This is a genomic window from Vibrio sp. B1FIG11, from assembly GCF_905175335.1.
Lineage (GTDB): Bacteria > Pseudomonadota > Gammaproteobacteria > Enterobacterales > Vibrionaceae > Vibrio > Vibrio campbellii.
Genome location: NZ_HG992752.1, coordinates 1357926 through 1382924 on the forward strand (window position 1 = coordinate 1357926; position 24999 = coordinate 1382924).

A 24999-nucleotide genomic window follows, 5' to 3' on the forward strand; every position below is an offset into this window, starting at 1 on the left:
TTTAATGACAAGTTTAATATTAAGACAGTATACTCAAAACATTGCGTTACCCCTCGTATTCATTGCATTCGTTATCATTGCTGGCGTGTCTTTCACTCATTACCTGCTCACTCCGGAAGAACAGGTTCAACCTGTCACCACTAGGCTTCAAGCAACTGTTTTTAAACAGGTAAACCACAACAACATTGAACACACCTACGAAATCTACTTTCAGCGGGAAAAGATCACTACCGGCGTTGTAGATTACTCTTTCGTGACGTCTTTAATTAACGCTGGACTGTCTCAGCATGAGATAAAGTCTTTGATAAAATTAATTGAGAATGAATTCGATATTATCGGCTCGGTCCGAAAAGGTGACAAATTCTCTATAAAAACCAAAACCAATAGTTATAATGAAAAGTACATTAGTTCTTTTTACTATTCTGGTAGTAAAAGAGACTTCTTTGTTATTAATGATGGCAATAACAACGCGTACGATGAATATGGTAATAAGTTAATCCGCCAGCCTTATTATGCATTTCCACTAGCAAAAAATTACAAAGTGAGTTCTGGTTTTAATTTAAAGCGAAAGCACCCAGTTACCGGTCTACTCACTCCACATTTAGGTACCGACTACGCAGTGCCGATCGGAACACCAATACAAAGTATCGCAGATGGTATTGTTGTTAAGTCACGTTACAACCGTTTCGCTGGTAACTACATTAACATCCGCCATAGCAACGGTTCCCTATCTCGTTATTTGCATCTATCTCGTAGCGATGTTCGCGCAGGTGACCACGTAACTAAAGGGCAGACCATCGGCCGCACAGGTAATACAGGAAGAACTACTGGCCCTCACTTACATGTCGAACTCATTGTAGATGGCGTCCCTGTTGATTATGCACGTTACATCCGAACTAACCCTGCGCCGCCTGCAAACACGCAGATGATGCTAGCGGCAAGAACAGAGCGTGCAGAGCTTATTAAAGAACTGCATAAATACGCCTCTTAGTGTCCGGGGTGATTTCTTTTCAGCTCATCGCGAAACAAACTTTGGGGCATAATGAGCTGAGATCCCGTCACTGTTAATGAGCTTCGATTCGAAAGTGACCAAATCGGGGCCAAAGCTGTACTTAAGTCCTTAAATATCTTCCTATCGCTCTTGCTCTAACATTTCCGCTCCCCCAATAAAGTGTTAAGATCATCACATGACTCGCTGTAGTGGTAACGAGTGGTGATAATTAGCCCCACTCCCTTAACATCCTCATCAATGATGTAAGTAAGACGAATAACCCACCAGCATAACCATGAAACAATAAGGCGATTTTTCAGATGGTTAACAACTCTATCCAGTGGTTTCCGGGCCACATGCATAAAGCCCAAAAAGAGATTGCAGAAGCGATCCCTCAAATAGATGTCATTATTGAAGTGCTTGATGCTCGTATCCCTTTTAGTAGTGAAAACCCTATGATCGCGGAGCTCAAGGGCGATAAGCCAGTAGTAAAAGTGCTTAACAAACGTGATCTAGCGGATCCGGAGTTGACTCAAGTTTGGATTGACCACTTCGAGAAAGAGCACAACGTAAAAGCGATTGCCATTACTACTTCTCAACAGCCGGAGGTCCAAAAAATTATGGAGTTAGTACGTAAGCTTGCTCCGCATCGAGAAGAAATTGGCAAGAACATTCGTACCATGATCATGGGTATTCCAAACGTTGGTAAATCCACCATTATCAATGCTTTGGCGGGCCGAACTATCGCAGTGACAGGTAACCAACCAGCGGTTACACGTCGCCAGCAACGCATTAACCTTCAAAATGGCATTGTGCTTTCAGATACTCCTGGGATTCTTTGGCCAAAAGTAGAAAACCCACACAGTGGCTTCCGTCTTGCTGCGACTGGCGCAGTAAAAGACACGGCAATGGAATACGATGAAGTGGCATTTTACACCGTCGAATATCTAGCCGCTCACTACCCTGAAAAGTTGAAAGAGCGCTACCAAATCGATGAGCTTCCAGAATCGGATATTGAGATCATGGAAGAGATTGGTCGTCGTCGTGGTGCACTTCGTGCTGGCGGTCGTGTAGACCTTCACAAAGTATCAGAGATCCTACTTCATGAACTTCGCCAAGGCACCTTGGGCCAGATTACTCTAGAGCTTCCTGAGATGATTACTCAAGAGCTAATTGAGGTAGAAATCGAAACCGCTCGTAAAGAAGAAGAGAAAGCGAAACGCAAAGAGGAACGTCGTAAACGTTACCTTCGCAACAAACGATAATAGCGCTCCTATCTCCCTTCTCAAGGCACGTGTTACACGTGCCTTTTTTGTGCTTAAATTTTTCATCTCAGTGCAAAAGCGCGACGCTTTTCTCATTACTTATGGAATGAAGACCACTAAACGTAGATCACCACTCAATACCTTCCAATTTGCATTTCATCTAAGTTTCGTAGGAAAAACCAAACAAATTCATAAATATTTATTATGTAATTTGACGATTATTTTTTAAGCACGATCTTAGTTAGACCCCCGAACAGTAAGGAGTTACAAAGCTCACCCAACCCTTAAATGCGGAGTTTGCAGGCGCACGCAAACTTATGCAACTTGACTAATGACACCGAGCTCATATTGGTCAAACTATATAACTGTCAGCGCTGGCGTTTTCCTGTGTTACGAAGAGAACTTATTATGAGTGATAAACCGAAAACAAAACCACTTCCTTCCTTTGTTGAGGAACGCCTAGACTTTTATATTCAAGATCTGATTGAGCAGAACGAAAACCAAAAGCACTTGGTATTAGGGAAGCGACCACAACAAGGAGCGGTGGTCATGCAAAGTAACGACTACTTGTCGTTGTCCCACAATCTACAAATTCAACAGGCACATCGTGATGCTATCTACGAGCACGATGATAACGTTGTCATGTCTGCGATTTTCTTACAAGATGACGACTCAAAACCTGCATTTGAAACGCAGCTCGCGGATTATGTCGGTATGGGCAGTTGCCTATTATCCCAGTCCGGATGGGCAGCCAATATTGGCTTGTTACAAACGATTTGTCCGCCAGAAACACCGGTCTATATCGATTTCTTTGCACACATGTCTTTGTGGGAAGGGATTCGAGCGGCAGGAGCGCAAGCGCATCCATTCATGCATAACAACATGAACCATTTGCGCAAGCAGATACAGCGTCACGGCTCTGGCGTTATCGTTGTGGATTCGGTCTATAGCACGATAGGTACGATCGCCCCACTCCACGACATCTACGAAATGGCGCGTGAGTTTGATTGTGCTTTGGTGGTCGATGAGTCCCACTCATTAGGCACGCATGGGCCAAATGGTTCTGGCTTGGTGAAAGCATTAGAACTCACTGATCAAGTGGATTTCATTACGGTGAGTTTGGCAAAAACATTTGCTTATCGGGCTGGCGCGATTCTTGGTCCAGAAAAGTTGGCTAGAACGCTACCCTTTGTCGCATTCCCAGCCATCTTTAGTTCGACGGTCCTGCCACAAGAGATCGTTCGACTTGAAAAGACTCTCGAAGTCATTAGAAGCGCAGATGATAAGCGAACCATGCTGTTCAATCGCGCTAAGGAGCTCAGAACAGGCCTAAAGCAGATTGGCTTTCATATCCGCAGCGAATCGCAAATTGTGGCGTTAGAATGCGGTAGTGAGCGAAATACGGAACGAGTACGTGACTTCTTAGAAGAACGAAACGTGTTTGGCGCTGTATTCTGTCGTCCTGCAACGGGCAAGAATAAGAACATTATTCGATTTTCGATCAATGCTGATATGACATCTCGTGACATTGACCATGTCTTGACGGCTTGTCAGGAAGCGTATAACCACCCAGAACTAGAATTCGCCTAACGAATCGAAAGCGGCACATTTGAATGGAAGCTTGTGAATGCCGGAATACAAAGAGCTCAGCATAGTGCTGAGCTCTATTCGTTTTCGTCACCCTATTGAGCAAGAACTAAATCCAGTTCGCAATCTTGTCGAACAACCTGTTCTTATCCGCAGGTTTAACGATGAAATCCGACATGCCAGATGAACCAATCTTGTCCAGTGTTATCGGTGAGCTATCACCAGTATGCGCAATAATAGGTACCGAAGCGTAGGCCTTATTTGAACCTCTAATTTGACGAGATGCTTCTACACCATCCATCACCGGCATTTCGATGTCCATTAGGATTAAGTCAACATTGTTCTCATTCAATGCGTTGATTGCCTGCAGCCCATCTTCGGTTTGGATCACTTCAAAACCCTGCTTCTCAAGCAGCATGGCCGTAAACTTGCGTAAAGACTCATTATCGTCAACCACCATAATGGTTCGCTTGTTTATTGAATCGAGCGGCTTCGCTGGCATCGATGGAACAACATAATTAGCGTCATACAGTAAACGGTCGATGGTCGCTCGAGTATTCAGAAGCCAGGCTTGTGTCTCTACCCAAATAGGTTCAAAAGAAACGCTTCTCGCTCTTTGGATTGGATGGTGCTCAAACATGTAAACAATGCGAGCTTCAGTGAACGACAGTAACGACTCAACCTTATCTATATGGCTGCCACGGGCGTCTAAACTCTCCATGTCGATCAGGATCAAATCAAACTCGAACTCGTATTCTTTCTTTTTAAGAACCGCAGGAACATCGAGAACCGTGAGTTCGAATCCCATAAAACGAGCAATGTCCGTCACTTTCGAAACTAAGATGTTTTGCTCACTCACAAACAAAATCGTTTTTAGCTTGGTTAGCTCACTCTTAATCTCTTTGACTGCGCTTGAGCCAATCGTAGGGAAAGTCATCGTGAACTGAGACCACTCGCCGACTTCTGATTGGCAACGAATATCACCACCAAATGAACGCATCACTTTCTTACAGAAAGGCAATCCAAGGCCATAGTTTCCTGACTTACCCGTAGTGTAGAAATCTTGGAAAATACTTTGAAGAACTTCTGGTGCAATGCCCGAACCGTTATCAGTCACCACAATTTGGTTGGCAAATTCATCACTGTACATGGTGACATGAATATGGAAATCCTCTGAACTACGGTGGTGGAAGGCGTTCTTAAACAAGTTGTACATCACATACTTAAGCAACGTATCGCTGCCCAAGAAATCGAACTCACTTCTTACATCCAAGGAGATAGCAAAACGGTCTGTCGATCGTTTGTAACTGAAACTTTCAATCGCACTTTCAACGACAGATTGTGCAGAGTGCTTTTTAAATGTCGAGCGAGAAACACGGTTCTCGTCAATTGAGGTAAGAAGCAAATCAATGGTTTCGTTTCCTGAATGGATGATCTTCATTGCGTCACTGCTGACTTCTCGTAACAGTGTCACGTCTTCATCACTTAACGTGTACTGCTCTTTCTTGCCCTCTTTCGGATTTGGCAACACGGATTGAATGACATCGATAGAAGTTAATAAACCACTAAGTGGGTTTCGCATTTCGTGGGCGATACCTGCCCCAAAAGACTTTGCGATTGAAACTTTTGCTTCATGCTCTACCTGGTTTCGGAAATAGAACAAGTTACCAAAGAGATAAATAAACAAGAAGATCGGTACGTGCGTCCAATCCATGGTGAGTTCGAGGTGAAACCCCTGTGCTACCCAAGCAAAAAACGTCGCCAGACCAATTCCCGCAAATGTCTGGGCAAACATCACCGATGTGATATGCACGAGCAGAATGTGCAGAAAAATCGCCGACATAAACGACATCACCCATACATTCGACCAGTTGTTCATCAGCAACATGTAAAAGAAGAAGCAAGGCAAGCAGAGCGTTGTGACCACTTGATAATAGGCGGGTAAGAACCTACGCCACTCAAATGGCGTACGATTACGATAAATGATGCCGAAGAATAAGACTGAGCAGAGAATACGAAGCGGTAGGTTTTCGTAAGGCTGCGGGAACATGAACTCCCAAACGATGTAGTAAATAGGAAAGCCGACGAAGCCCATCCATCCTACGAGGGTAAGGTTGGGTTCTGCGTACTGATATACTTTGCGAATCGCGTCCATATTTACTTTATCTACTGAGCCTAGCATTTACTGATTTTATGTTTAGCATTGTTTTCTTTGTATTTGCCTTTCAATTATATATTAGTTATCGCACATAAGCAGTGAGACATTAATCAAATATTTCGCGACGCTCCTCTTTAAATTCAGAGCTTTATATTCACAAAAAGAATCACTAGGTAACTTTGATTGTTAATTAATCAGAAACTGAGAAGTGGCGCAACGTCATGTACATGAATGCCATGCAACATACAAACACCAGCACAGTGCTCACTTCCCTATTCAACTTATCAAACAAGGACACCTATGCAACCAGTAGAAATTAAAAATGTCGTATTCGATGTAGGTAATGTACTCGTAAGGTGGTCACCAATCGAAATCGTGAGACTGACTTTCGGAAATGATGTCGATGCCGAGGCGTTAGCGAAAGATCTTTTCACGAGTGCGATTTGGTTGGATTTGAACAAAGGGCTGATTACAGAAACACAAGCCAAACAGCGGTATCAACTCGAAAAACAGTTGTCTGAGAGCGAAGCAGAGCGTTTCTTTTACTACGTGAAGCATACCCAACTTCTGATTTATGGCAGTGTGGACCTTCTAAAGCGCATAAAATCAGCAGGATATCGTGTGTTCGCTCTGACTGACAATGTAGTAGAGATCGTTGAATATCTAAAAGCTACGTATGACTTTTGGCCGTTATTTGAGGGCACAACAGTATCTGCAGAACTTGGCTTGTTGAAGCCTCAACCAGAGATTTATCAGAGCCTATTAGAAACCCATCAACTTTTAGCGAAAGAAACCGTGTTCCTCGACGATATGCCCTATAACGTTGAAGGCGCACGCGAGGTAGGCATTGAGGCGATTCAATTTAAGCACGCAGAACAATGTGAGTGTGAACTAAAAGCCATGGGGTTGAGCTTTTAGGATTGGTTCTAACGACAAAGAGCAGCACTTGGCTGCTCTTTTAGGCTCTGCAGGGTGTAAATCAACGACAAGAGCTATGAGTAAACCACGTTTTCTTCGATGCCATTAACGAGTGATTGCGCACTTGACCAACGAAACACTTTCTCTAGCACTTCATTACCACCTGGCGTTTTCCAGTTTCGCTCTTGGCATTCTTGTCCACCAATGTGTTGATAAAACTCAACCGCAGGTTCGTTTTGGGAGACCACCTCAAGGTATAAACCACTGTCCTTAAAGTATTGCTGGTGCCATTCTGCTACAGCAAGAAGTAACTGTTTACCAATGCCTCTTCCGCGGTAGCTATCATCAACGTGTAATGCCTCAATAAAGCTACCACGCTCAAAGTCATGATTACCAAACACGCAAATGAAACCAAGAAGAAGTCCCCCCTCTTCTGCTAAAACAATGTGTTGGTTGAATGGTGGGTTGGTTAAGCGCGTTTGCCATATCAACAGCTTGTCGTCGATGGCTTCACTATCCAAGTACGCATCACTTAACACTCCGCGGTAATGACGCTTCCAGCTGTCCGCATGTAACTGCGCGATGCGTTCATAATCCTTATATTCCGCTAATCGTAATTCCATTACGTATTCCTATGTTCTTTTATTGCTTCTCTAACGAGCTTTGGCATTTTCCACCTCATTAACTACATATTATTGGCAGATTTTACAAATCTATAGCCACAGCTCATTGATTAATACTACTCATTATTCGTTTAAAAGCAAAATATCCCACCGACAACCGCTGTTTATTGCGAGCTTGCCCTTAACGATAGAACTGTCACAACTCGAAACAAAGTCATCTAACTTTAGTTTGACTTACACGTGTACGCTGATATTCTGGCGTACAGTTGTTAGCTCAAAGTTAGGGACACACCGTGACGCATAATAAACCGCCTCTTATCTGGCTGAATATATTGATATTTTCTGCCAGCTTTATACTGACCTTCGTTGTATTGCCTTGGTATGCATACCATTACGGATTAGGTTGGGAACATCTGATCTGGGGCATTCTCGCCTTTAGCTTTACCAATCTCTCCATTACCGCGGGTTATCACCGCCTATGGAGCCACAAAACCTACGAAGCTCACCCAGTTTTACGATTCATCTTTGCCATCGGTGGTGCCTTCTCTCTTCAAAACAGTGCGATGCATTGGTCCTCTGATCATCGAGTTCATCACAAACATGTCGACGATAACGACAAAGACCCGTATTCAGTGAAACGCGGTTTTTGGTACTCGCACATTGGTTGGATGCTTCGTGATTACAACAAATCAAGAGAGAACGAGTACACGAACTGTCGCGATTTGAAGCGAGACAAAATCGTTGCATGGCAGCACAAGTATTACGTTCCTTTAGCTATTGTGACTAATATCGGCTTCCCTCTTTTACTGGGTCTTATCTATGGTGATATCTGGGGAATGTTCCTGATCGTTGGTGCTGCTCGCCTGTTTTTGAGCCATCACACGACTTTCTTTATCAACTCATTGGCGCACGTTTGGGGTAAACAAACCTTCACCGATAAAAACACTGCTCGTGACAATGGCATTTTGGCATTCTTTACCTTTGGTGAGGGCTACCACAACTTCCATCACATCTTTGAGAACGATTACCGTAATGGCGTTTACTGGTGGCACTACGATCCAACCAAATGGCTGATCAAATCTTGTTCTTGGTTGGGCTTAACAACGAAGCTTCGCACGACATCGACGTTTCGTATCGAGAAAGCGCGTGCAACTCAGTTATTGAAAAAAGCGAAAGAGAAACTTGAGAGTAAGCCGAACAGCCAATCGATCAGAGACCAGCTCCAGCAAGAGTTTGATGCTCTAGTCCATCATATGCAGGAATACTACGAAGTGCGTAAAGAAGTGCTCGGAGAGAAAACAGCGACAGTAGTGAAAAAATACGAGCGCTCGGTATCAAAGTTGAAGTACCAACAAATTAAAGAAGAATTTGAGCATCAACAACGCAGTTGGAACCTTTTAGTACGTCGCTACGCCTAATCTGCGCTTCAATATAACGACCTCAAAACAAAAGCTCCGATCATTCGGAGCTTTTTTGTACAATCAAGCCCCTTTAACGTGATCTAGCTCGAAGTATCACTTTTCCCACTTTTTAATCATTTCGTACGATTTTTATTCGATAAATTGTTCATATTTTCGTTTCATTAAAATTCATAAAACCAGTACATAACACCTAAAAAACGTAATTTAAACAATATAATCCAAGGCAATTATTTATTAATCTATTATTTGTTTTAGATCATGCTAGCTCTAATTTAGTCTCGTGCCACAGGAAAGAATTCTGTAAATTCCCAGACATAAACTGAAACAGTTTCTTTCTTTTTTTCATAATATCTGGAGACAACCCTATGTTAGAGCTCTTAATTGGCTTGGTAGTGACCATTGCTGTGGGTTATTTCATTGTCAAAGGCTACAAAGCCGCTGGCGTGTTATTAACCGCGGGTATTAGTTTGCTTCTAATGACTGGCATCCTTGGCCATGACGTTCTGCCATCAAAAGTAACCTCAACGGGTAATATGGTGACGGACGCACTAGAGTACGTAAAATACATGCTTCAATACCGTGGCGGCGGCCTTGGTATGCAAATCATGCTACTTTGTGGCTTCGCGTCTTACATGACACACATCGGCGCAAACAATGTAGTAGTAAAACAGTTCTCTAAACCGCTTTCTGTCATCAAGTCTCCATACGTCCTTTTGGTAGCGGCTTACATCGTGGCATGTTTGATGTCTCTTGCAGTGAGTTCAGCAACAGGTCTAGGCGTGCTATTGATGGCTACCCTATTCCCAATGATGACGGCAATGGGTATCTCTCGCCCGTCTGCGGTAGCAGTGTGTGCTTCACCTGCGGCAATCATCCTTTCGCCAACTTCTGGTGACGTGGTTATCGCAGCAGAAAAATCAGGCCTAGCACTTGACGTGTTCGCGGTTCAAACCGTACTGCCTGTTTCTATCTGTGCAATCATCGTAATGGCTGCAGCGGCTTTCTTCTGGAACAAATACCTAGATAAGAAAGACAACACGCCAATGGAAAAGATTGACGTATCTGAGATCAAAGCAGATGCACCAGCGTTCTATGCGGTTCTTCCTTTCCTACCAATCATCGGCGTATTCCTATTCAACGGTCGCACGATTCCTGGTCTGACTCTAGACATTTACACTATTGTGGTAGGTTCTATCTTCTTGGGCGCTGTGATTCACTATGTGGTGAACAAATTTGACGGTAAGAAGTCGCTTGAGGATCTTGATTCTTGTTACGCGGGCATGGCAGATGCGTTTAAAGGCGTAGTAATGCTGTTGGTTGCGGCCGGTGTATTCGCACAAGGTCTAATGTCAATTGGTGCTATCGATAACCTACTTCATCTTGCAGACAATGCAGGTGCAGGCGGTGTTGCACTAATGCTTATCCTAACTGGCCTAACTGTTGCCGCTGCGATTGCGACAGGTTCTGGTAACGCTCCATTCTATGCGTTCGTAGAGCTTGCACCTTCACTGGCTGCGAAGATGGGTTTAAACCCTGCGTTCCTAATCATCCCAATGCTACAAGCTTCTAACCTAGGCCGTACTATCTCGCCAGTATCTGGTGTAATCGTTGCGACTTCTGGTATGGCAAACATCAGCCCATTCGAAGTGGTGAAACGTACATCAGTGCCTGTTCTCGCAGGTCTGATTACTGTGATCATCGGTACTATGGTGCTTGTACCAATGACGGCATAAACTGCAGCTACATCGCGCAAATCAACAAAGGCTCGACTTCTATGTCGAGCTTTTTTATCCATTCAATACACCTTATCGCCACCTATCCCCTCTCTTAATACTCCGCATTGAATACGCAATGTGTCTCTTATTTACAAAACACTGCACATTATAAGCAAGACCAATTTGCTTAATATCTCAGGTACTTATATAACGTTCCAATACATTCACAAAATGGAACTTACTATGACTTCACTTATTGTTTTTATCGTCATCGTTTTGCTTATCGCGGTGTTTGCGGTCAGCATTTACAACAAACTAGTGACGCTACGTAATCGCTTTAAAAACAGCTTTGCTCAGATTGAGGTTCAGCTAAAACGTCGTTACGACCTGATCCCAAACCTTGTTAGCACTGCGAAAGGTTACATGGAGCATGAGAAAGAAACGTTTGAGCGTGTCATCCAAGCACGTAACCAAGCGATTTCTGGCTTGAAAGCAGCAAGTGATGCGCCAGATAGCGATGCAGCCATTAACCAACTGGCACAAGCAGAAGGCATGCTACAAAATGCGCTAAGTAAGTTAAATGTTGTTGTTGAAGCTTACCCAGAACTGAAAGCCAACGAAACAATGACTCAACTGCAAGAAGAGCTGACTAGCACAGAGAATAAAGTTGCTTTTGCTCGCCAAGCCTTTAACGATGCTGTCACCAGCTACAATACTTACAAGCAGACTTTCCCACCAGTTCTGTTTGCCAATATGTTTGGCTTCCAAGACGGTAAGCTGCTTGAGTTTGCAGACAGTGAAGCAATCCAAGAAGCGCCAAAGGTTGAATTCTAATGGATTTCTTTGACCATCAAGATACCGCACGTCAGCGTACCGGGCTTTTGGTGTTTCTGTTTTCCTTAGCAGTATTAATCATCACTGCCTTGGTCAGCGTACTGTCGATTGCCATTTATTACGGGGTCACTGGGGAGCCGTTTGATCAACGAACCGCCATCACCTACACCTTATTGTGCTTTGGAGGCGTGGCACTGGTTGTCGCCATCAGCTCTATGTTTCGCTTATCTGAGCTCTCTTCCAATGGCGGTCGCGGCGTTGCTGAAAGTATTGGGGGTAAGCTTATCTCCTCGAATACAACTGACACGAAACACCGTCAATTGCTTAATGTGGTTGAAGAGATGGCAATCGCATCTGGCATTCCCGTTCCTCCTGTTTATGTCATGCAGGAAGAACGAGGTATTAACGCGTTTGCTGCAGGCATGAGTATTGATGATGCCGTAATCGGTGTCACACAAGGCGCGCTAGACAGCTTTTCCCGTGATGAACTGCAAGGTGTTATTGCTCACGAGTTCAGCCACGTATTAAATGGCGATATGCGTATGAACACGCGCTTGATTGGCGTATTGTTCGGCATTACTTGTATTGCGCACTTGGGTCACTTGGTTCTCGACAATACACACTACACGAGCCGCGCATCAAGAAGCTCTTCGGATTCCGATAAAGGCTTCGCTGTCATTATGTTGATCGCGATTGTATGTTTGGTGCTTGGCTGGGTTGGTACTTTATTTGGATCAATGATCAAAGCAGCTATCTCACGACAACGTGAGTTCTTGGCGGACGCGAGTGCGGTTCAGTTTACTCGTAATGACCAAGGTATTTCAGGTGCTTTGAAAAAGATTGGCGGTCACGCATCTGGCTCTAGCTTGGATGCGCAAGCGAGCAGCCAAATGAGCCACATGATGTTTGGACAAAGCAACTTGTCTGGCTTTACCGGCTTCTTCGCTACTCACCCGCCTCTGGAAGAGCGAATCCGTCGTATCGAGCCCAACTGGGACGGCAGCTTTTCGCACAGAAGTCAGAGCAACACTTCAGCGTTTGGAAGTGAACAAGTCAGTGGATTTGCGTCGGATGCCGATTTCAATTCTCAAGACCATGAACCACAAAGTGCCACGCCAACTTCCTCAGAACTAAGTGATACAGGTAAACAACTGATCAGCCAATTGCCCCAAGACTTGGTAGACATTGCACGTGAGCCCTACAGCTCCCGCTTTATTGCATTGCTCCTGATCTTTGATGGCAGCGATGTGCAACGTGAGATGATCAAAGGTCATATTCCAATGGTCTCGCACGCAAAGCTGTTACCATGGCTGGATTACGATTTGCCCCTGCACTTAAGGCTTCCTCTGCTAGAGCTCGCTATCCCAGCACTTAAATCAATGAGTGAAGGTCAGAAAAATAGACTTTGCCAAGTTCTGCGAGAATTGTCTCAAACGGATAATCACTACTCACTGGGTGAATGGTGCGTCGTTAACTTGTTGGAAAAGCAGCTTCTTGCGCCTTTTGGCTCTACTCGCCAAAACAAGACCTTCAAGCAACTCCAAGAAAGCGTACACTGGTTGCTACGTGAATTGGCGTGGGTCACGCATTCAGAACGAGAAGGCGCACAACGCGCATTCAACGCTTCGCTCACCTCGCTAGGATTTGCAGAAACGACATTGGAAGCGCCAAACAACAACTGGCGTTTAAGTCGCGCGGCATTAGAACTGTTGCTACAACTGAAGCCAGCTCAACGACGCCAGTTCGTTAAGGCGTGTCGTTTAGCAATTGAGTCTGACGGTAAGATCACCGTTGCAGAAGGCGAACTGTACCGAGTGGTAGCGTGTTTCTTGGAAGTTCCAGAACCGCCGCTTACCGTGACGCTTTAACGGCACAAAGTAAAACGCCAGCGATGATTGCTGGCGTTTTTGTATTCGGCTATATGTGACGCTGATTAAGCAGCTTTAAAGCGCTCTGGAATCTTGGTAATGCTTTGACGATAGCTGAACCATAGGTAGGTTACTGCTAGTGAGAAGAACAAGTAAGACAAAGCAAACACGATAGGAGAAGTAATCAGCTCTGCTGACATACCCCACATTACGCCGATCACTGTAATCGTCAATTTAGATAACATGCCACAGATCAGTAGGAACAAAGCAAGCTGTGGGAAACGCGAACTACGGAATGCGAAGAAGTAGCAGCTACCTACTGCAAGCGATGCAATAGAAAGACCTAGCATGAATGAATGGATGTGATCTGCTGATGCGACACCTGCAGAAACAGAAGCCATAAGTAATAGGAACAATTTCATAAGTCACCTCACTACGAGTAGAGAAAAGCATCCTTTCATTAATGAAAACTCATTTTGCGCCCTATTTTGCTTATCTATTTAGCAATTACAAGCACATTTTTTTGCTCACTTTATGTCCACCCTCCTCCTTGAAATCAAGTTATTACAAGTGGTTAACATTCTCTAATTTATAAACCCTTTAGATCCTGCACTTACAGAAAACAGTCGCTATTTTGGCCACTTTTGTTACAGAACATTAACACTAAAATATTTTGAAACTTTTTGCTTAAACTGTGAGCCAAACACTTAACTTCACGCTATCCATCTCGTTTCACTTAGGATCTCACTACCAAATCAACGATTCTTTACGTTAGATCAACATTTCCTTCATATATAAAACCATCCCATTACAAACATTTTTAATGTTTCAAATTATTTTTAGTCATAGGGGTAAAAAGAGATTCCAATCACACATTTATTGGTTATAATCCGCGCTCATTACGTTATGCGTTGAAAAACGCAAACTTATTTTGAGTAAAACCTATCTTTAAACCGACCCCTCTTTGCTATCCGCCAAGAGGTATTACTGAGAACAAAAATGAGCAAGATTGATAAAGCTATGCGCATCCTGCTAGCAGGATTCTGTATCAACCTTTGTCTTGGCATCCTGTATGCTTGGAGTGTATTCAACAAAGCACTAGTGACTGAGTCAGGCTGGAGCGCAGCAGAAGCATCTGCACCTTACGCGACTGCAACTATTACTTTCTCTATCTGTCTTCTTGTTGCAGGTATTCTTCAAGACCGTATGGGTCCACGTTTGATCCTTATCCTAGGTACTGTTCTAACAGGTCTAGGCATGATCGCGTCTGGTTTTGTTAACTCACCACTAATGTTGAACATCACTTTCGGTGTGATCACTGGTGCAGGTATCGGTTTTGGTTACGCGTGTCTTTCTCCTTCAGCAATGAAGTGGTTCCACGCATCTAAGAAAGGTATGGTTAACGGGATCATCGCAGCAGGTTTCGGTCTAGCAGCTATCTACCTAGCTCCTGTGACTTCTGCGCTGATCGACAGCATGGGCATCCAAACAAGCTTCCTAGTTCTTGGTGTTGGTATCCTTGCTATCGCTGTTCCTCTAGCAGCAACAATCAACAACCCACCAGCGGATTACACGCCAGCTGAACCTAAAGTAAAAGAAGGTCAAGCACCTAAGGTTGTTAAGAAGTCTGACGACCTAACTTGGAAAGCAATGCTTAAAACGCCACAGTTCTACTCTTTATGGATCATGTACGCGTTCGCAGCTTCTGTTGGTCTTATGATCATCGGTAACATCACAACTATCGCAAGCGTTCAAGCGAACCTACCAAACGCGGTTTACCTAGCGTCTATCCTTGCGGTATTTAACTCAGGCGGTCGTGTAGCAGCTGGTATGCTTGCAGACAAGATCGGTGGCGTACGTACTCTTCTTCTAGCGTTCGTTCTACAGGGCATCAACATGGTTCTGTTCGCAACGTTCAAAACTGAGTTCACGCTGATCATCGGTACAGCAATCGCAGCAGTAGGTTACGGTACGCTTCTAGCAGTATTCCCTACTCTAACGGCTGAATTCTACGGTCTGAAGAACTACGGTACTAACTACGGCGTGCTATACACAGCATGGGGTATCGGTGGTGCAATCGGTGCTGCTGTTGTTGGTTTCTCAATGACTAACGGTGACGGCTACGGTCTTGCGTACACTATCTCAGCAGTAATGATGGCTGTGTGTATCGTACTAGCGTTCATCACTAAGCCACTGACTGAAGCGAAAGTAGCGCAACTGAAAAACGCTTAATCGCCAGTCCAGTTCTATTTATCTAATAGATCTGCAGAAATTGATTCGAAAAAGGCTTAACCTATGGGTTAAGCCTTTTTTATTATTAGTTGGTTATGGAAAACACCGTCGAACTCGCGCCAGATTACTATCTCGACAACTTCTTTAAGCTCACACAGCACGCTACCGAGTGGTACAGCGACTTACTTACCCAAGATGAACACCAATGGCTGTCCGCGTTTGGTAGCTTAAACAAACCCGCACAATGCCTTCTCGTACGTCTTTACAGCCGTAAAGGGTGTTGGTTTCGCAGCGACAAACTCAACTATCAAGAAATCGAGAATATCCAGTCTGCTTTGGATGAACTGGCAGCTCATGACTTTGTCTCGCTCTCCCCTGACCTAACAACGCAAGAGTTAGCAGCAAATCTACTGACTAAGCCAGAGATTGTCATGCTCTATCCTGAGCATCCCAAATCCCTCAAAAAAGAGGCATTAGTGGCATGCCTGAGTGAAGAGCGTTTCGAGCTATTTGAGGCTCTGGATTTCACAGTGATTAAGCTTAACTCCGCACACATGATTGATGTTTTGTTGACGCTGTTTTTTGCGAATACCCATCAAGACCTTAGCCAGTTCGTGCTCGACGATTTAGGCTTGCACCAATTCGAACAATACCAGTTAAGTAAAACGCGTCGATTCTTTGAGAGCAGAGAGCAAATCGATCGTCTTATTGAACTCAGCCAGCTCTCCAACCTTTATTGGCAATGCGACAGAAAACAAAAAGCGAATCTCGATATTCTTATCGAAGCAATGCCAGAACAGGTTGAACATCGCTACGTCGACCGTAAACGTGAGCACATGATTAACGACATTGCCCGTGATTACGAACGCATAAGCGAACTTGAGATTGCAATTGCGCTGTTTGAGACTACCACACTCGCCCCAAGTCGAGAGCGTCGTGCTCGCATTTACGACAAGCTAGAACAAAACGATTTATTTAGTGACATTGTCACGGAGATACTCACCCAGCCTATCGATGTCTCTGAGTTTGAGGTAGCACAGAAGCTCGAACAACGCGTTAAACGTAAACAAGGCTTGAAAGTCCCGAGAGCCACCAAGCCAAAATGCAGCGAATACCACATCGAATTGGATCTATCCCAGCAACGTGTGGAGTTGGCAACCAAAGCGCATTTCGAAAGTTTAGGTTGGACCGTCTTCTATTCCGAGAATACCCTACTCAACAGCTTATTAGGATTAACTTTGTGGGATGCGGTTTTTGCACCGATAGAAGGCGCATTCATTAACGCTTATCAACATCGACCATTGGATTTGTATCACGCCGATTTTGCCGATAAAAGAAAGCAGCTTATCGACAATGCGCTTGAGCAAGTTCAACAAGGGAATACACAAGCGTTGTTTGGGAAATACAGAGATAAAGTTGGGATCAGTAATCCCTTCGTCAGTTGGGCGTATGTGAACGAAGAGCTGATATCCCTCGCACTTGAACATATCCCTAATGACCTGTTGGTCGAACTGTTTAACGTGCAGTTAAGTGACCTAAAACTCTATCGAAACGGCATGCCGGATTTGATTGCATTTAAAGATGGGAAGTTTGAGTGGATTGAAGTGAAAGGTCCGGGCGATAAACTCCAAGATAACCAATGGCGTTGGATCAAGGAGTTCAATCGCCTCAATGTGCCGTTCTCAGTCTGTTATGTAACGGCACAAGGTTAGGAAAAGAACCAAATAGCCTTAGCTGCTTACTTTGGCGTTCTTCTGACCTTTCTTCTCTTTCAACTGATCAATCACGTAGCTTGGTGCGACTTTCTCTAGTTCGCCCAAGCACTCATCTGTTTTCGGGTTGTCGTAACGAACATAAATGTCGCAAACCGCATAAAGTTGCTCTGGCGCACCAGAGATCAAATACGCTTGCTCAAAAGACTTTACCGATTTGTCTAGGTTGTAGTCTTCTTGCAGTACGCCATTGAGATACCAGTAGTAGCTGTTATCTTTCGCCATCTTGGCCGCTTTTTCGATTTCTGTCGCTGCATTCTTCTTCTCATCCAGACGCACTAATGTCAGCGCTTTCGAGTAATGCAAAGACGCATTATCAGGATGAAGTTTGATCGCAGAATCCAACGTCTTCACTGCATCAGCATCGCGTTGCTGCGCTCGGTAGTTATCCGCCAAGCTTAACCAGATTTGTGGATTCTCCGACTGATTGGTCACCAAAGCTTGATAGATTTTATCCGCTTTATCCCATTCATGGTGCCAACGATAGACATCCGCTAACAGCAGTTTAGAGCCGTCGTCTTTCTTGTGCTCTAAGTAGCTGATCAGTTCAGCAACCGGGGCTTCAAGCGTTTGTTGTTGCTCGCTGCTCACGTTAGAAAAATCACGCACTAAGTTGGTCGCAGCTGTAATACGAACCATCGCCTCTGGATCACTCAACAGTGGCTCAATCATGCGCCAGCGATGTTCAATCGTGTAAGGTTCTGCTCCGACAATCGCAGCTTCACGAACCGCAGGGGCTTGATCTTGAAGACTGCGTGCAACCGCCACCAGCGCGTTTTGACTTGGGTATTTAGCCAGCTCATGCAACGCTTCAATACGCTTTTCTGCTGGCTGTTTCACGTCTTGAGCTTGATAAGACCACTTCGCAACCACTTGCTGTGGCGACATCTGTGCCGAGTTTGCTTTTTGAGAGCTTGTCACGCTGGCAGAAGAGACTTGGTCTGGTGCGAGCAAGGTTTCATCCTGCGCTACAACAGATTGGCTTGCGGTGACACCTAAAGCGACAGCTAATAACGTTTTTGAGAATGTCATATCAATCCCCTTAAAATTTGGTTTCGAATACAGGACGCTTCGCCGCTTGTTGACGTAACACTGCATCACTGTATTTGCCATGTGCCACAGGGTTACCCGTAGCGCGAAGAATGTATGCCATTGCCTTATCAGCATGAGAGAAGAACTTTTTCCAGCCTGCACACAGGTAGTTCAACCCTGGTTCACCGTCTTTGGTGCGAATGAAACGGTTTTTCGGACACTCGCCATAGCAAGCGAATTGGTAATCACACTGTTGGCACTGCTTAGTTAGCGAGCGAGTCTTGGCAAAGCCAAACTTTTGCTGCTCAGGACCATACGCCAACGTGTCTAATTTTTCGTGGTGGATGTTGCCAATCTTGTATTCTGGGTAAACGTAGTGGTCACAAGCGAAAACATCGCCGTTTGGTTCCATTGCCAAACCTTTGCCACAAATCTCGCCCAGTGTACAAAGTGGGTTTTTGCGCCCCATCCAAGTCTCTACACTCGCTTCAAAGTACTGAACAAACACCTTGCCAATGTCGTGTTGAATCCACTCATCAAAAATTGCGATAAGGAAGTTACCCCACGCCTCATCTGCCACACACCATGGCTCAACCACAGAGTCTTTGTGACCAGGAATCAGACGCTTGTCGCCTTGTTTCAGCTGCTCTTGCGGCTCCCATGTTTGAGGAGCTGTAGTACGGAACGTTTTTTGTTCCACGATGGGAATGAACTGCATTTGCGGAGAACGTACTTCATCACGCAGGAATCGGTACACCTCAAGAGGATTGCGGCTGGTTAGATTGTTTACACAAGTCAGCGTTGCGAACTTCACTTCGTGTTTGTGCAGCAGTTCAACAGCCTTCATCACTTGGTTAAAGGTACCACGACCTGCACGGTTGGTTCGGTAAGCGTTGTGCATCATTTCTGGGCCGTCGATACTCAAACCGACCAAGAAGTTATTTGCTTTTAAAAATGCACACCAATCATCGTTGAGCAACGTACCGTTGGTTTGCAAATCGTTTGAAATGACCACGCCTTCAGGCTTGTACTTAGATTGAAACTCAACAATCTTTTTAAAGTAATCCAAGCCCAACATCGTTGGTTCACCACCCTGCCAAGAGAAGATGATTTCCGGCGTGTTCTGCCCTTCAATGTACTGACGAATGTAGGTTTCTAACGTCTCTTCATCCATCACAGGCGTACAGCCTTTTTTGTACTCAAGTAAGTCCTGTTTGCTGAGGTAATAGCAGTAAGTGCAATCAATGTTACAAGCCGCCCCAATAGGCTTCGCCATGACATGTAAACGCTTAGAGGCTTTACCGTTGAACTGAGGACCTTGAGTAATGTGCATACGTCACCTTTTTCGTTATGAAATGCAGCTGAGAACGCTCATAAGCGTGCCATTCTCACCTTAATGACCTAATCATAAATCCCATTAATACAAGAGGCTTGTTATACCGTTTATAACCTTTTTTCATAGCGTTTATTGCTAATATTTATCGTGACTTTTTTGGCGAGAAACTATTGATGAAATCATTTAAAAGCAAATCGTTAACCGCACTTTCCATTCTATCATTCAGCGTATTAATGAGTGGTTGTGCAACTCAATCACCGCACCCTATCGCGCTCAACATTGATCAAGACATGGTGTTAGTTGAAGGCGGTTCATTTGTCATGGGATCGGACAGCGACTCCGCCAATAAGGCAGAAACCCCAGCACGCGAAGTAAAGGTAGACGGCTTCTACATTTCCAAATTCGAGGTCACTCAAGAATTATTCGAATCTGTCATGGGTTCTTCAATGAGCTACTTCCAAGGTGCAGACATCCCAGTTAACAACTTGAGCTGGCAGCAGGCTAATTACTTCATCGAGAAATTGAACGAGCTGACCGGTGAAAACTACCGCTTACCGACAGAAGCGGAATGGGAGTTTGCTGCAAAAGGTGGTAACAAGAGCCAAGGTTTCACTTACGCAGGCTCAAACAACATTGCTGATGTGGCGTGGTACGTCGATAACTCTAAAAACCAAGCTCACCCCGTTGGTCAAAAACAACCTAATGAACTTGGTCTGTATGACATGACAGGCAACGTTGGTGAGTTCGTTATTGATGCTTATGACGACACCTTCTACCGCTTTGGCCCAACCGAGAATCCGAACAACGCGAAAGACGAAAAAGCAGGCCTAGCACACAAGTCCGTACGAGGTGGCAGCTTTGCCTATGATTCTGATGAATCAGAGAATTTCCGTCGAGATTTCGCAAGCCAGTCTATAATTATGTCGGACATGGGACTTCGCCTTGCTAAAGATGCTGATTAAGCACGATTACGCATGAGAAGCGACGTTACTGCCCCTTTGGCATTCTTACCAATTAACACGTCTCTTGGTTAGGGAAATGGTTAGGGAAAGAGGCTAAAACCACGTTGTTCTCATTTACGTTTCACCTCAAATGTATACAAGCAATACATTCAAACTTAGGTAAATAATAATATGAAGAAACACATCTGTGCCCTTGCAGTCTTATCTGGTTTATCGTTCTCAGCGATGGCTTTAGATTGCGACCCAAGCTTGCTGCCGTCTTGGAAAGATGGAGCGAGTAAGACCGCCATTGTAAACTACGTTGACCAATCTTTGGATACAACAAAATCGACATTCATCCCTGAGCAAGACCGTATTGCCGTGTTCGATAACGACGGTACGTTATGGTCAGAGAAGCCTTTCTACTTCCAGCTGGCCTATGCGCTAGACGAAGTGAAAATCATGGCAAAAGACCACCCAGAGTGGAAGACGCAAGAGCCGTTCAAATCAGTACTGAACGATGATATCGAAGGCGTTTTTAAGGGCGGTGAAAAAGCACTGCTTGAGATCGTTAAAGTCACGCACAGCGGCATGACGGTTGAAGAATACCAAGAGAAAGTCGCACAGTGGCTGAAAGCTGCAAAAGATCCACGTTTTGGTAAGGCTTATACCGAACTGACTTACAAGCCAATGCGTGAAATGGTGACCTACCTGCAAGAGCATGGCTTTAAGACCTACATTGTCTCTGGTGGCGGTGTGGACTTTATGCGTGTTTGGGCACCAGAAGTGTATGGCATTCCTGAAGAACAAATCATTGGTAGCGCACTAAAATACAAGTACGACTACAACGACGGTAAGCCAACTGTGACTAAGTTAGGTGAAATCCTAACGATTGATGACAAAGCCGGGAAAGTGGAGAACATTCAACACATCATTGGTAAGAAACCCGTTCTCGCAATTGGTAACTCAGACGGTGACCACGCGATGATGCAGTGGGCAACCAGTCAGCCAAACTCGATGGCGATGATCGTTCACCATACCGATGAAGAGCGTGAGTGGAAATACGACCGTAAATCCAGCGTCGGTCACTTAGATAAAGCGATGGATGAAGCCAACCAACGCGACAACTGGCATCTTATCGACATGAAAAACGAATGGTGTACCGTCTACTAACACCATGACGACTTCTTTAAAGCTCCCCTTCTTGGGGAGTTTTTTTATTCATTTTCAATCGTTAGCCTTTTCTTCACGATCACTTCACGACTCTTCACACACAATACCTCCCATCAAAACGAAGAGGTAAAAACATAATGAAAAGAACAGCCCTGACGATTCTAGCAGCAAGCTCATTTTCGGTAGCAGCCGCACCATATGTGGGTTTGGAGTATGGATTCGGCACCACCGACCACGATTTTGAAACATCTTTTGAAGCTGACGGTGTGAATCTCAACCCTGAACTGGAAGACGGTATTTTTGGTGGATTTGTTGGCTACTCGATCAACGACTCTTGGGCAGTAGAACTGGGTTACAGCCAATTTGAACTGGACGATAGTCGTTCAAAAAACTTAGGCATCGAGAACGTTGATGGTAAAGACTACCACCGTGAAATGGAATGGGATTCATCCATCAAGGCAAAACAAATCACTCTTGCTCCTGTGTTTAGCTACGCATTAAACGACAAATGGACCACTAAAGTGAAAGCAGGCCTGAGCTACACACAATACGAATCTAAAGCAGGTAAGTATGAAGAGCATGAACTGGTTTCAAATGACGATGTGGAAATGAGCAAAACACTTTTCCACAACACAGAAAAGAATAACGAATTGGGTGCCGTGTTCTCTGTTGGTGCAGAATACAAAATCTTCCCTCAATTGACCATCGGTGCAAACGCGAAGTACCAACTTGATAGCTACGCAAACACAGCATCAATCAACGTAGGTTCTACTTACTATTTCTAAATTAGGAAGCTATTAGCATGAAAAAACTGATTCTTGCGTCAATGCTCGCCCTACTTTCAGGCTCAGCATTGGCTGCCTTTACCGGTCCTGAAACCTCTGCAATCAATACCGTCAAAGAAGCACAAAAAGCGGCTGATGACAGCTATGTGTTGTTAACGGGTAACATTGTGCAAGCGTTGGGCAATGAGACTTACCTATTTAAAGACAACACGGGTGAAATCCAAGTGGAGATCGACAACGAAGATTGGATGGGGCAAGACGTGTCACCAAAAGATCAAGTTGCTATCCGTGGTGAAGTGGATTCGGAATGGACTAAAACTCAAATTGAAGTCGATACGATTCAGAAACTTTAAGCACTAGCGATTATCCCTTGTTCCAATTAAGCAAAAGCCATCGTCAGCGGTGGCTTTTCGTTTTTCTAGTGAACACTCAAGCAAGGACAATGTGGCGGAAGCACCAAGCGGATGCTTTGTGGTTTGACATCAAATCGAATCTTATTAGAACGGTAAGGCTCACCGTCCAAATTCAGTGGTAGCGTTTTAGGAAAATCAATCTCTAACCAACTTGCCTGAGTATGCTTAACGAAGTGCCCTGTTTCGGTTGGGTTTTGAATTTCATCAATCACCTGAGGTAGCTCATGGGGCAAGAATGGATGCACCAAAGTAATGTCCATTAAGCCATCATCAATAAGTGCGTTTGGCGCAAGCTCTTGTCCACCACCTGCTAAACGACTATTACAAAACGCGCCAACGAGAATTTCTCCCTGATAGCTGCCCTGCTCTATCGTCAACGAGCCATCATAAGGTTTAAAGCCTAGCGCTTTTACTAGTCCTGTTAATGTGTAAGCGCCACCACCTAAAAAGTTCTTCAGCTCCACGGGCGTCTCAGCAGTAATTTCTGCGCCAAAACCTGCTGCTGCAATGTTCATAAAATAACGGTCGTTGGCTTGAACGCTATCTACCGCAACGGCCTCACCTTTAACGGCAAGTTCTATGGACTCCCGAATCGTGGTGGGGATTTTCGTCGCAGTAGCGAAATCATTCGCCGTCCCCATAGGGATGATGGCCAACTCAGGTCTAGCATTTGAGTCTACCTGGTTGAGTGCTGTGACGGCTTCATTGACGGTGCCATCACCACCCGCGACAACGATACGTTTAATGCCTTCATTGACCGCTTCTATAACTAAGCGTTCCATATCCGCAGATTCCCAAGTGACCCGAACTTGCAGATCCACACCTTGCTCTCGCATTCGCATGATCTCACTGCGAAGCTCCGGTGTTCCCGCTTTCTTACCGTTTAGAACGGCACGTATTGCTGTCATGGTCGTCCCCTACTTAATATTCGATCGTCTTACCTGCTTGTTTAAGCTGTGCCCTCAACCACTGATGCGCACTTTCATTGTTGCGACTAGAGTGCCAAATCGCACATAAATCATGTATTTTGTCGGTAAAAGGAAGCGGTATCGCTTTGATGTTATAGGTTTTAGAAAAGTGGTTTATCGTTGATAGCGGTAACATCCCAATGTATTCCGTTCCATCAATGACTGGCAACATCTCCATCGCACCAGATGCACGATAAACGATATTACGTTTCGCCAGATCTTCGATATCCTCTTCGCTCATCAAGCTTTTTCGTGCATGCCAACGGGAAACCACAACGTGCTCTTCTGCTAAGAATTGCTCGACAGAACATGAGTCATGGATTCGCGGATGATCTGCACTGCACACTACCATCAAACGTTCGGAAAATACTGGCTCCATCTTAAGAACCGTCCGCCCACGTGGTGGCATATCGATGATCAAATCATATCGCTGTAAACGCAGATCGCTCTCGTAGTCTTCAGTAAACAAAGGGTGTACTTCTAAGCCTACATTAGGCGCGTTTTTACGAATCTGACGCATAAGTTGCGGCATTAACTCATAACTGGCGACGGATACACAGGCGATCGAAAAAATGCGGTTAGAAACTTTAGGATCGAAGCTGCTCGAAGCGGAAAGTGTTGAGGTGAAGTTTTTTAACGCCGCTACCATTGCGGGATAGATATCCATCGCGAAGCTGGTTGGCTCTACGCCGGAAGTACTTCGATGAAATAGCGGTTCGTCGTAGATATCGCGAAGGCGTGCAAGCGCTTTACTGACGGCTGGCTGACTAATATCAAGACGAGCAGCGGCCTTAGAAAGATTTTGCTCTTCGTAAATCGCCACAAAAATTGGGATAAGGTTTAAATCGGTGCTCTTCATTTTGCAAACATAAAACAGGACATGGTCTTATTTTAGCTAACAGTATGATAGTTAACGACTCAGAACACCGGATTTGAGCGTCTATGCATGTTTTCGCGAGTTTTAACC

General features: G+C 44.7%; 21 protein-coding genes. 14 read left to right on the forward strand and 7 right to left on the reverse strand.

The window, feature by feature from the left end:
• Window positions 1-4: 4 nt before the first annotated feature.
• From KHO06_RS22790 to cqsA, 3 genes are all read left to right on the forward strand, one after another.
• Window positions 5-991, forward strand: coding sequence for a peptidoglycan DD-metalloendopeptidase family protein (locus tag KHO06_RS22790; protein WP_212582588.1), 987 nt, complete (start codon window positions 5-7; stop codon window positions 989-991).
• Between the two features lie 320 nt (window positions 992-1311).
• Window positions 1312-2256, forward strand: coding sequence for a ribosome biogenesis GTPase YlqF (ylqF, locus tag KHO06_RS22795; protein WP_038891693.1), 945 nt, complete (start codon window positions 1312-1314; stop codon window positions 2254-2256).
• Between the two features lie 288 nt (window positions 2257-2544).
• Entirely contained in the window at window positions 2545-3846 is a 1302-nt protein-coding gene (cqsA, locus tag KHO06_RS22800) for an alpha-hydroxyketone-type quorum-sensing autoinducer synthase (protein WP_256859669.1), read from the forward strand.
• Window positions 3847-3952: 106 nt separating this feature from the next.
• On the opposite strand, the gene KHO06_RS22805 is transcribed toward cqsA, so the two are convergent.
• Complete coding sequence (locus KHO06_RS22805; RefSeq protein ID WP_212583425.1) at window positions 3953-5998, reverse strand: hybrid sensor histidine kinase/response regulator; 2046 nt, start codon at window positions 5996-5998, stop codon at window positions 3953-3955.
• Between the two features lie 303 nt (window positions 5999-6301).
• Here KHO06_RS22805 and KHO06_RS22810 point away from each other — a divergent pair, with 303 nt between their 5' ends.
• Complete coding sequence (locus KHO06_RS22810) at window positions 6302-6919, forward strand: HAD family phosphatase (RefSeq protein WP_038891692.1); 618 nt, start codon at window positions 6302-6304, stop codon at window positions 6917-6919.
• 74 nt (window positions 6920-6993) lie between these two features.
• On the opposite strand, the gene KHO06_RS22815 is transcribed toward KHO06_RS22810, so the two are convergent.
• Complete coding sequence (locus tag KHO06_RS22815; protein ID WP_005426812.1) at window positions 6994-7542, reverse strand: GNAT family N-acetyltransferase; 549 nt, start codon at window positions 7540-7542, stop codon at window positions 6994-6996.
• A gap of 293 nt (window positions 7543-7835) precedes the next feature.
• On the opposite strand from KHO06_RS22815, the gene KHO06_RS22820 reads away from it, so the two are divergent.
• The 4 genes from KHO06_RS22820 (at window position 7836) to KHO06_RS22835 (ending at window position 13380) form a co-directional block, all read left to right on the forward strand.
• Window positions 7836-8960 (forward strand): fatty acid desaturase, encoded by a 1125-nt coding sequence (locus KHO06_RS22820; RefSeq protein WP_212582589.1) that lies wholly within the window; start codon window positions 7836-7838, stop codon window positions 8958-8960.
• 368 nt (window positions 8961-9328) lie between these two features.
• Window positions 9329-10696 carry an anaerobic C4-dicarboxylate transporter DcuC gene (gene dcuC, locus KHO06_RS22825; protein WP_212582590.1) on the forward strand — a complete coding sequence of 456 codons (1368 nt, stop codon included), beginning with the start codon at window positions 9329-9331 and terminating at the stop codon, window positions 10694-10696.
• A 225-nt stretch (window positions 10697-10921) separates the two neighbouring features.
• Window positions 10922-11512, forward strand: a complete 591-nt coding sequence (locus tag KHO06_RS22830; protein ID WP_038891689.1) for a LemA family protein — start codon at window positions 10922-10924, stop codon at window positions 11510-11512.
• Entirely contained in the window at window positions 11512-13380 is a 1869-nt protein-coding gene (locus KHO06_RS22835; protein WP_212582591.1) for a M48 family metallopeptidase, read from the forward strand. Before KHO06_RS22830 ends, KHO06_RS22835 begins: the two co-directional genes overlap by 1 nt.
• Window positions 13381-13445: 65 nt before the next feature.
• On the opposite strand, the gene KHO06_RS22840 is transcribed toward KHO06_RS22835, so the two are convergent.
• Window positions 13446-13802 carry a hypothetical protein gene (locus KHO06_RS22840; RefSeq protein ID WP_005447150.1) on the reverse strand — a complete coding sequence of 119 codons (357 nt, stop codon included), beginning with the start codon at window positions 13800-13802 and terminating at the stop codon, window positions 13446-13448.
• Between the two features lie 577 nt (window positions 13803-14379).
• Here KHO06_RS22840 and KHO06_RS22845 point away from each other — a divergent pair.
• Together KHO06_RS22845 and KHO06_RS22850 are read left to right on the forward strand one after the other, a co-directional pair.
• A complete protein-coding gene (locus KHO06_RS22845) occupies window positions 14380-15612 on the forward strand; it encodes an OFA family MFS transporter (protein ID WP_009704178.1) in 1233 nt (410 codons plus the stop codon).
• A 95-nt stretch (window positions 15613-15707) separates the two neighbouring features.
• The gene (locus KHO06_RS22850) at window positions 15708-17324 is read left to right on the forward strand and encodes a VRR-NUC domain-containing protein (protein WP_212582592.1); all 1617 of its coding nucleotides are present in this window, start codon (window positions 15708-15710) and stop codon (window positions 17322-17324) included.
• Window positions 17325-17342: 18 nt separating this feature from the next.
• On the opposite strand, the gene KHO06_RS22855 is transcribed toward KHO06_RS22850, so the two are convergent.
• Window positions 17343-18416 (reverse strand): tetratricopeptide repeat protein, encoded by a 1074-nt coding sequence (locus KHO06_RS22855; protein WP_212582593.1) that lies wholly within the window; start codon window positions 18414-18416, stop codon window positions 17343-17345.
• Window positions 18417-18426: 10 nt separating this feature from the next.
• A complete protein-coding gene (locus tag KHO06_RS22860) occupies window positions 18427-19749 on the reverse strand; it encodes an anaerobic sulfatase maturase (RefSeq protein WP_005437723.1) in 1323 nt (440 codons plus the stop codon).
• A gap of 176 nt (window positions 19750-19925) precedes the next feature.
• On the opposite strand from KHO06_RS22860, the gene KHO06_RS22865 reads away from it, so the two are divergent.
• The 4 genes from KHO06_RS22865 (at window position 19926) to KHO06_RS22880 (ending at window position 23004) form a co-directional block, all read left to right on the forward strand.
• Window positions 19926-20714 carry an SUMF1/EgtB/PvdO family nonheme iron enzyme gene (locus KHO06_RS22865; protein ID WP_212582594.1) on the forward strand — a complete coding sequence of 263 codons (789 nt, stop codon included), beginning with the start codon at window positions 19926-19928 and terminating at the stop codon, window positions 20712-20714.
• A gap of 171 nt (window positions 20715-20885) precedes the next feature.
• Window positions 20886-21866 (forward strand): HAD family hydrolase, encoded by a 981-nt coding sequence (locus KHO06_RS22870; protein WP_045369078.1) that lies wholly within the window; start codon window positions 20886-20888, stop codon window positions 21864-21866.
• A 137-nt stretch (window positions 21867-22003) separates the two neighbouring features.
• Window positions 22004-22651 carry an AcfA family outer membrane beta-barrel protein gene (locus KHO06_RS22875; RefSeq protein WP_212582595.1) on the forward strand — a complete coding sequence of 216 codons (648 nt, stop codon included), beginning with the start codon at window positions 22004-22006 and terminating at the stop codon, window positions 22649-22651.
• Between the two features lie 17 nt (window positions 22652-22668).
• A complete protein-coding gene (locus KHO06_RS22880; protein ID WP_038892365.1) occupies window positions 22669-23004 on the forward strand; it encodes a NirD/YgiW/YdeI family stress tolerance protein in 336 nt (111 codons plus the stop codon).
• Window positions 23005-23069: 65 nt separating this feature from the next.
• On the opposite strand, the gene yegS is transcribed toward KHO06_RS22880, so the two are convergent.
• Both yegS and KHO06_RS22890 read right to left on the reverse strand, forming a co-directional pair.
• The gene (gene yegS / locus KHO06_RS22885) at window positions 23070-23972 is read right to left on the reverse strand and encodes a lipid kinase YegS (protein WP_212582596.1); all 903 of its coding nucleotides are present in this window, start codon (window positions 23970-23972) and stop codon (window positions 23070-23072) included.
• Between the two features lie 13 nt (window positions 23973-23985).
• Window positions 23986-24891, reverse strand: a complete 906-nt coding sequence (locus KHO06_RS22890; protein WP_005431828.1) for a LysR family transcriptional regulator — start codon at window positions 24889-24891, stop codon at window positions 23986-23988.
• Window positions 24892-24999 lie beyond the last annotated feature (108 nt).

Excerpts from the sequence above, each read along its gene's own strand:
- KHO06_RS22790 (WP_212582588.1), top strand. The coding sequence starts at position 5 with ATGACAAGTTTAATATTAAGACAGTATACTCAAAACATTGCGTTACCC.
- ylqF (WP_038891693.1), top strand. The coding sequence starts at position 1,312 with ATGGTTAACAACTCTATCCAGTGGTTTCCGGGCCACATGCATAAAGCC.
- cqsA (WP_256859669.1), top strand. The coding sequence starts at position 2,545 with ATGCGGAGTTTGCAGGCGCACGCAAACTTATGCAACTTGACTAATGAC.
- KHO06_RS22805 (WP_212583425.1), bottom strand. The coding sequence starts at position 5,998 with ATGGACGCGATTCGCAAAGTATATCAGTACGCAGAACCCAACCTTACC.
- KHO06_RS22810 (WP_038891692.1), top strand. The coding sequence starts at position 6,302 with ATGCAACCAGTAGAAATTAAAAATGTCGTATTCGATGTAGGTAATGTA.
- KHO06_RS22815 (WP_005426812.1), bottom strand. The coding sequence starts at position 7,542 with ATGGAATTACGATTAGCGGAATATAAGGATTATGAACGCATCGCGCAG.
- dcuC (WP_212582590.1), top strand. The coding sequence starts at position 9,329 with ATGTTAGAGCTCTTAATTGGCTTGGTAGTGACCATTGCTGTGGGTTAT.
- KHO06_RS22830 (WP_038891689.1), top strand. The coding sequence starts at position 10,922 with ATGACTTCACTTATTGTTTTTATCGTCATCGTTTTGCTTATCGCGGTG.
- KHO06_RS22835 (WP_212582591.1), top strand. The coding sequence starts at position 11,512 with ATGGATTTCTTTGACCATCAAGATACCGCACGTCAGCGTACCGGGCTT.
- KHO06_RS22840 (WP_005447150.1), bottom strand. The coding sequence starts at position 13,802 with ATGAAATTGTTCCTATTACTTATGGCTTCTGTTTCTGCAGGTGTCGCA.
- KHO06_RS22845 (WP_009704178.1), top strand. The coding sequence starts at position 14,380 with ATGAGCAAGATTGATAAAGCTATGCGCATCCTGCTAGCAGGATTCTGT.
- KHO06_RS22850 (WP_212582592.1), top strand. The coding sequence starts at position 15,708 with ATGGAAAACACCGTCGAACTCGCGCCAGATTACTATCTCGACAACTTC.
- KHO06_RS22855 (WP_212582593.1), bottom strand. The coding sequence starts at position 18,416 with ATGACATTCTCAAAAACGTTATTAGCTGTCGCTTTAGGTGTCACCGCA.
- KHO06_RS22860 (WP_005437723.1), bottom strand. The coding sequence starts at position 19,749 with ATGCACATTACTCAAGGTCCTCAGTTCAACGGTAAAGCCTCTAAGCGT.
- KHO06_RS22865 (WP_212582594.1), top strand. The coding sequence starts at position 19,926 with ATGAAATCATTTAAAAGCAAATCGTTAACCGCACTTTCCATTCTATCA.
- KHO06_RS22870 (WP_045369078.1), top strand. The coding sequence starts at position 20,886 with ATGAAGAAACACATCTGTGCCCTTGCAGTCTTATCTGGTTTATCGTTC.
- KHO06_RS22875 (WP_212582595.1), top strand. The coding sequence starts at position 22,004 with ATGAAAAGAACAGCCCTGACGATTCTAGCAGCAAGCTCATTTTCGGTA.
- KHO06_RS22880 (WP_038892365.1), top strand. The coding sequence starts at position 22,669 with ATGAAAAAACTGATTCTTGCGTCAATGCTCGCCCTACTTTCAGGCTCA.
- yegS (WP_212582596.1), bottom strand. The coding sequence starts at position 23,972 with ATGACAGCAATACGTGCCGTTCTAAACGGTAAGAAAGCGGGAACACCG.
- KHO06_RS22890 (WP_005431828.1), bottom strand. The coding sequence starts at position 24,891 with ATGAAGAGCACCGATTTAAACCTTATCCCAATTTTTGTGGCGATTTAC.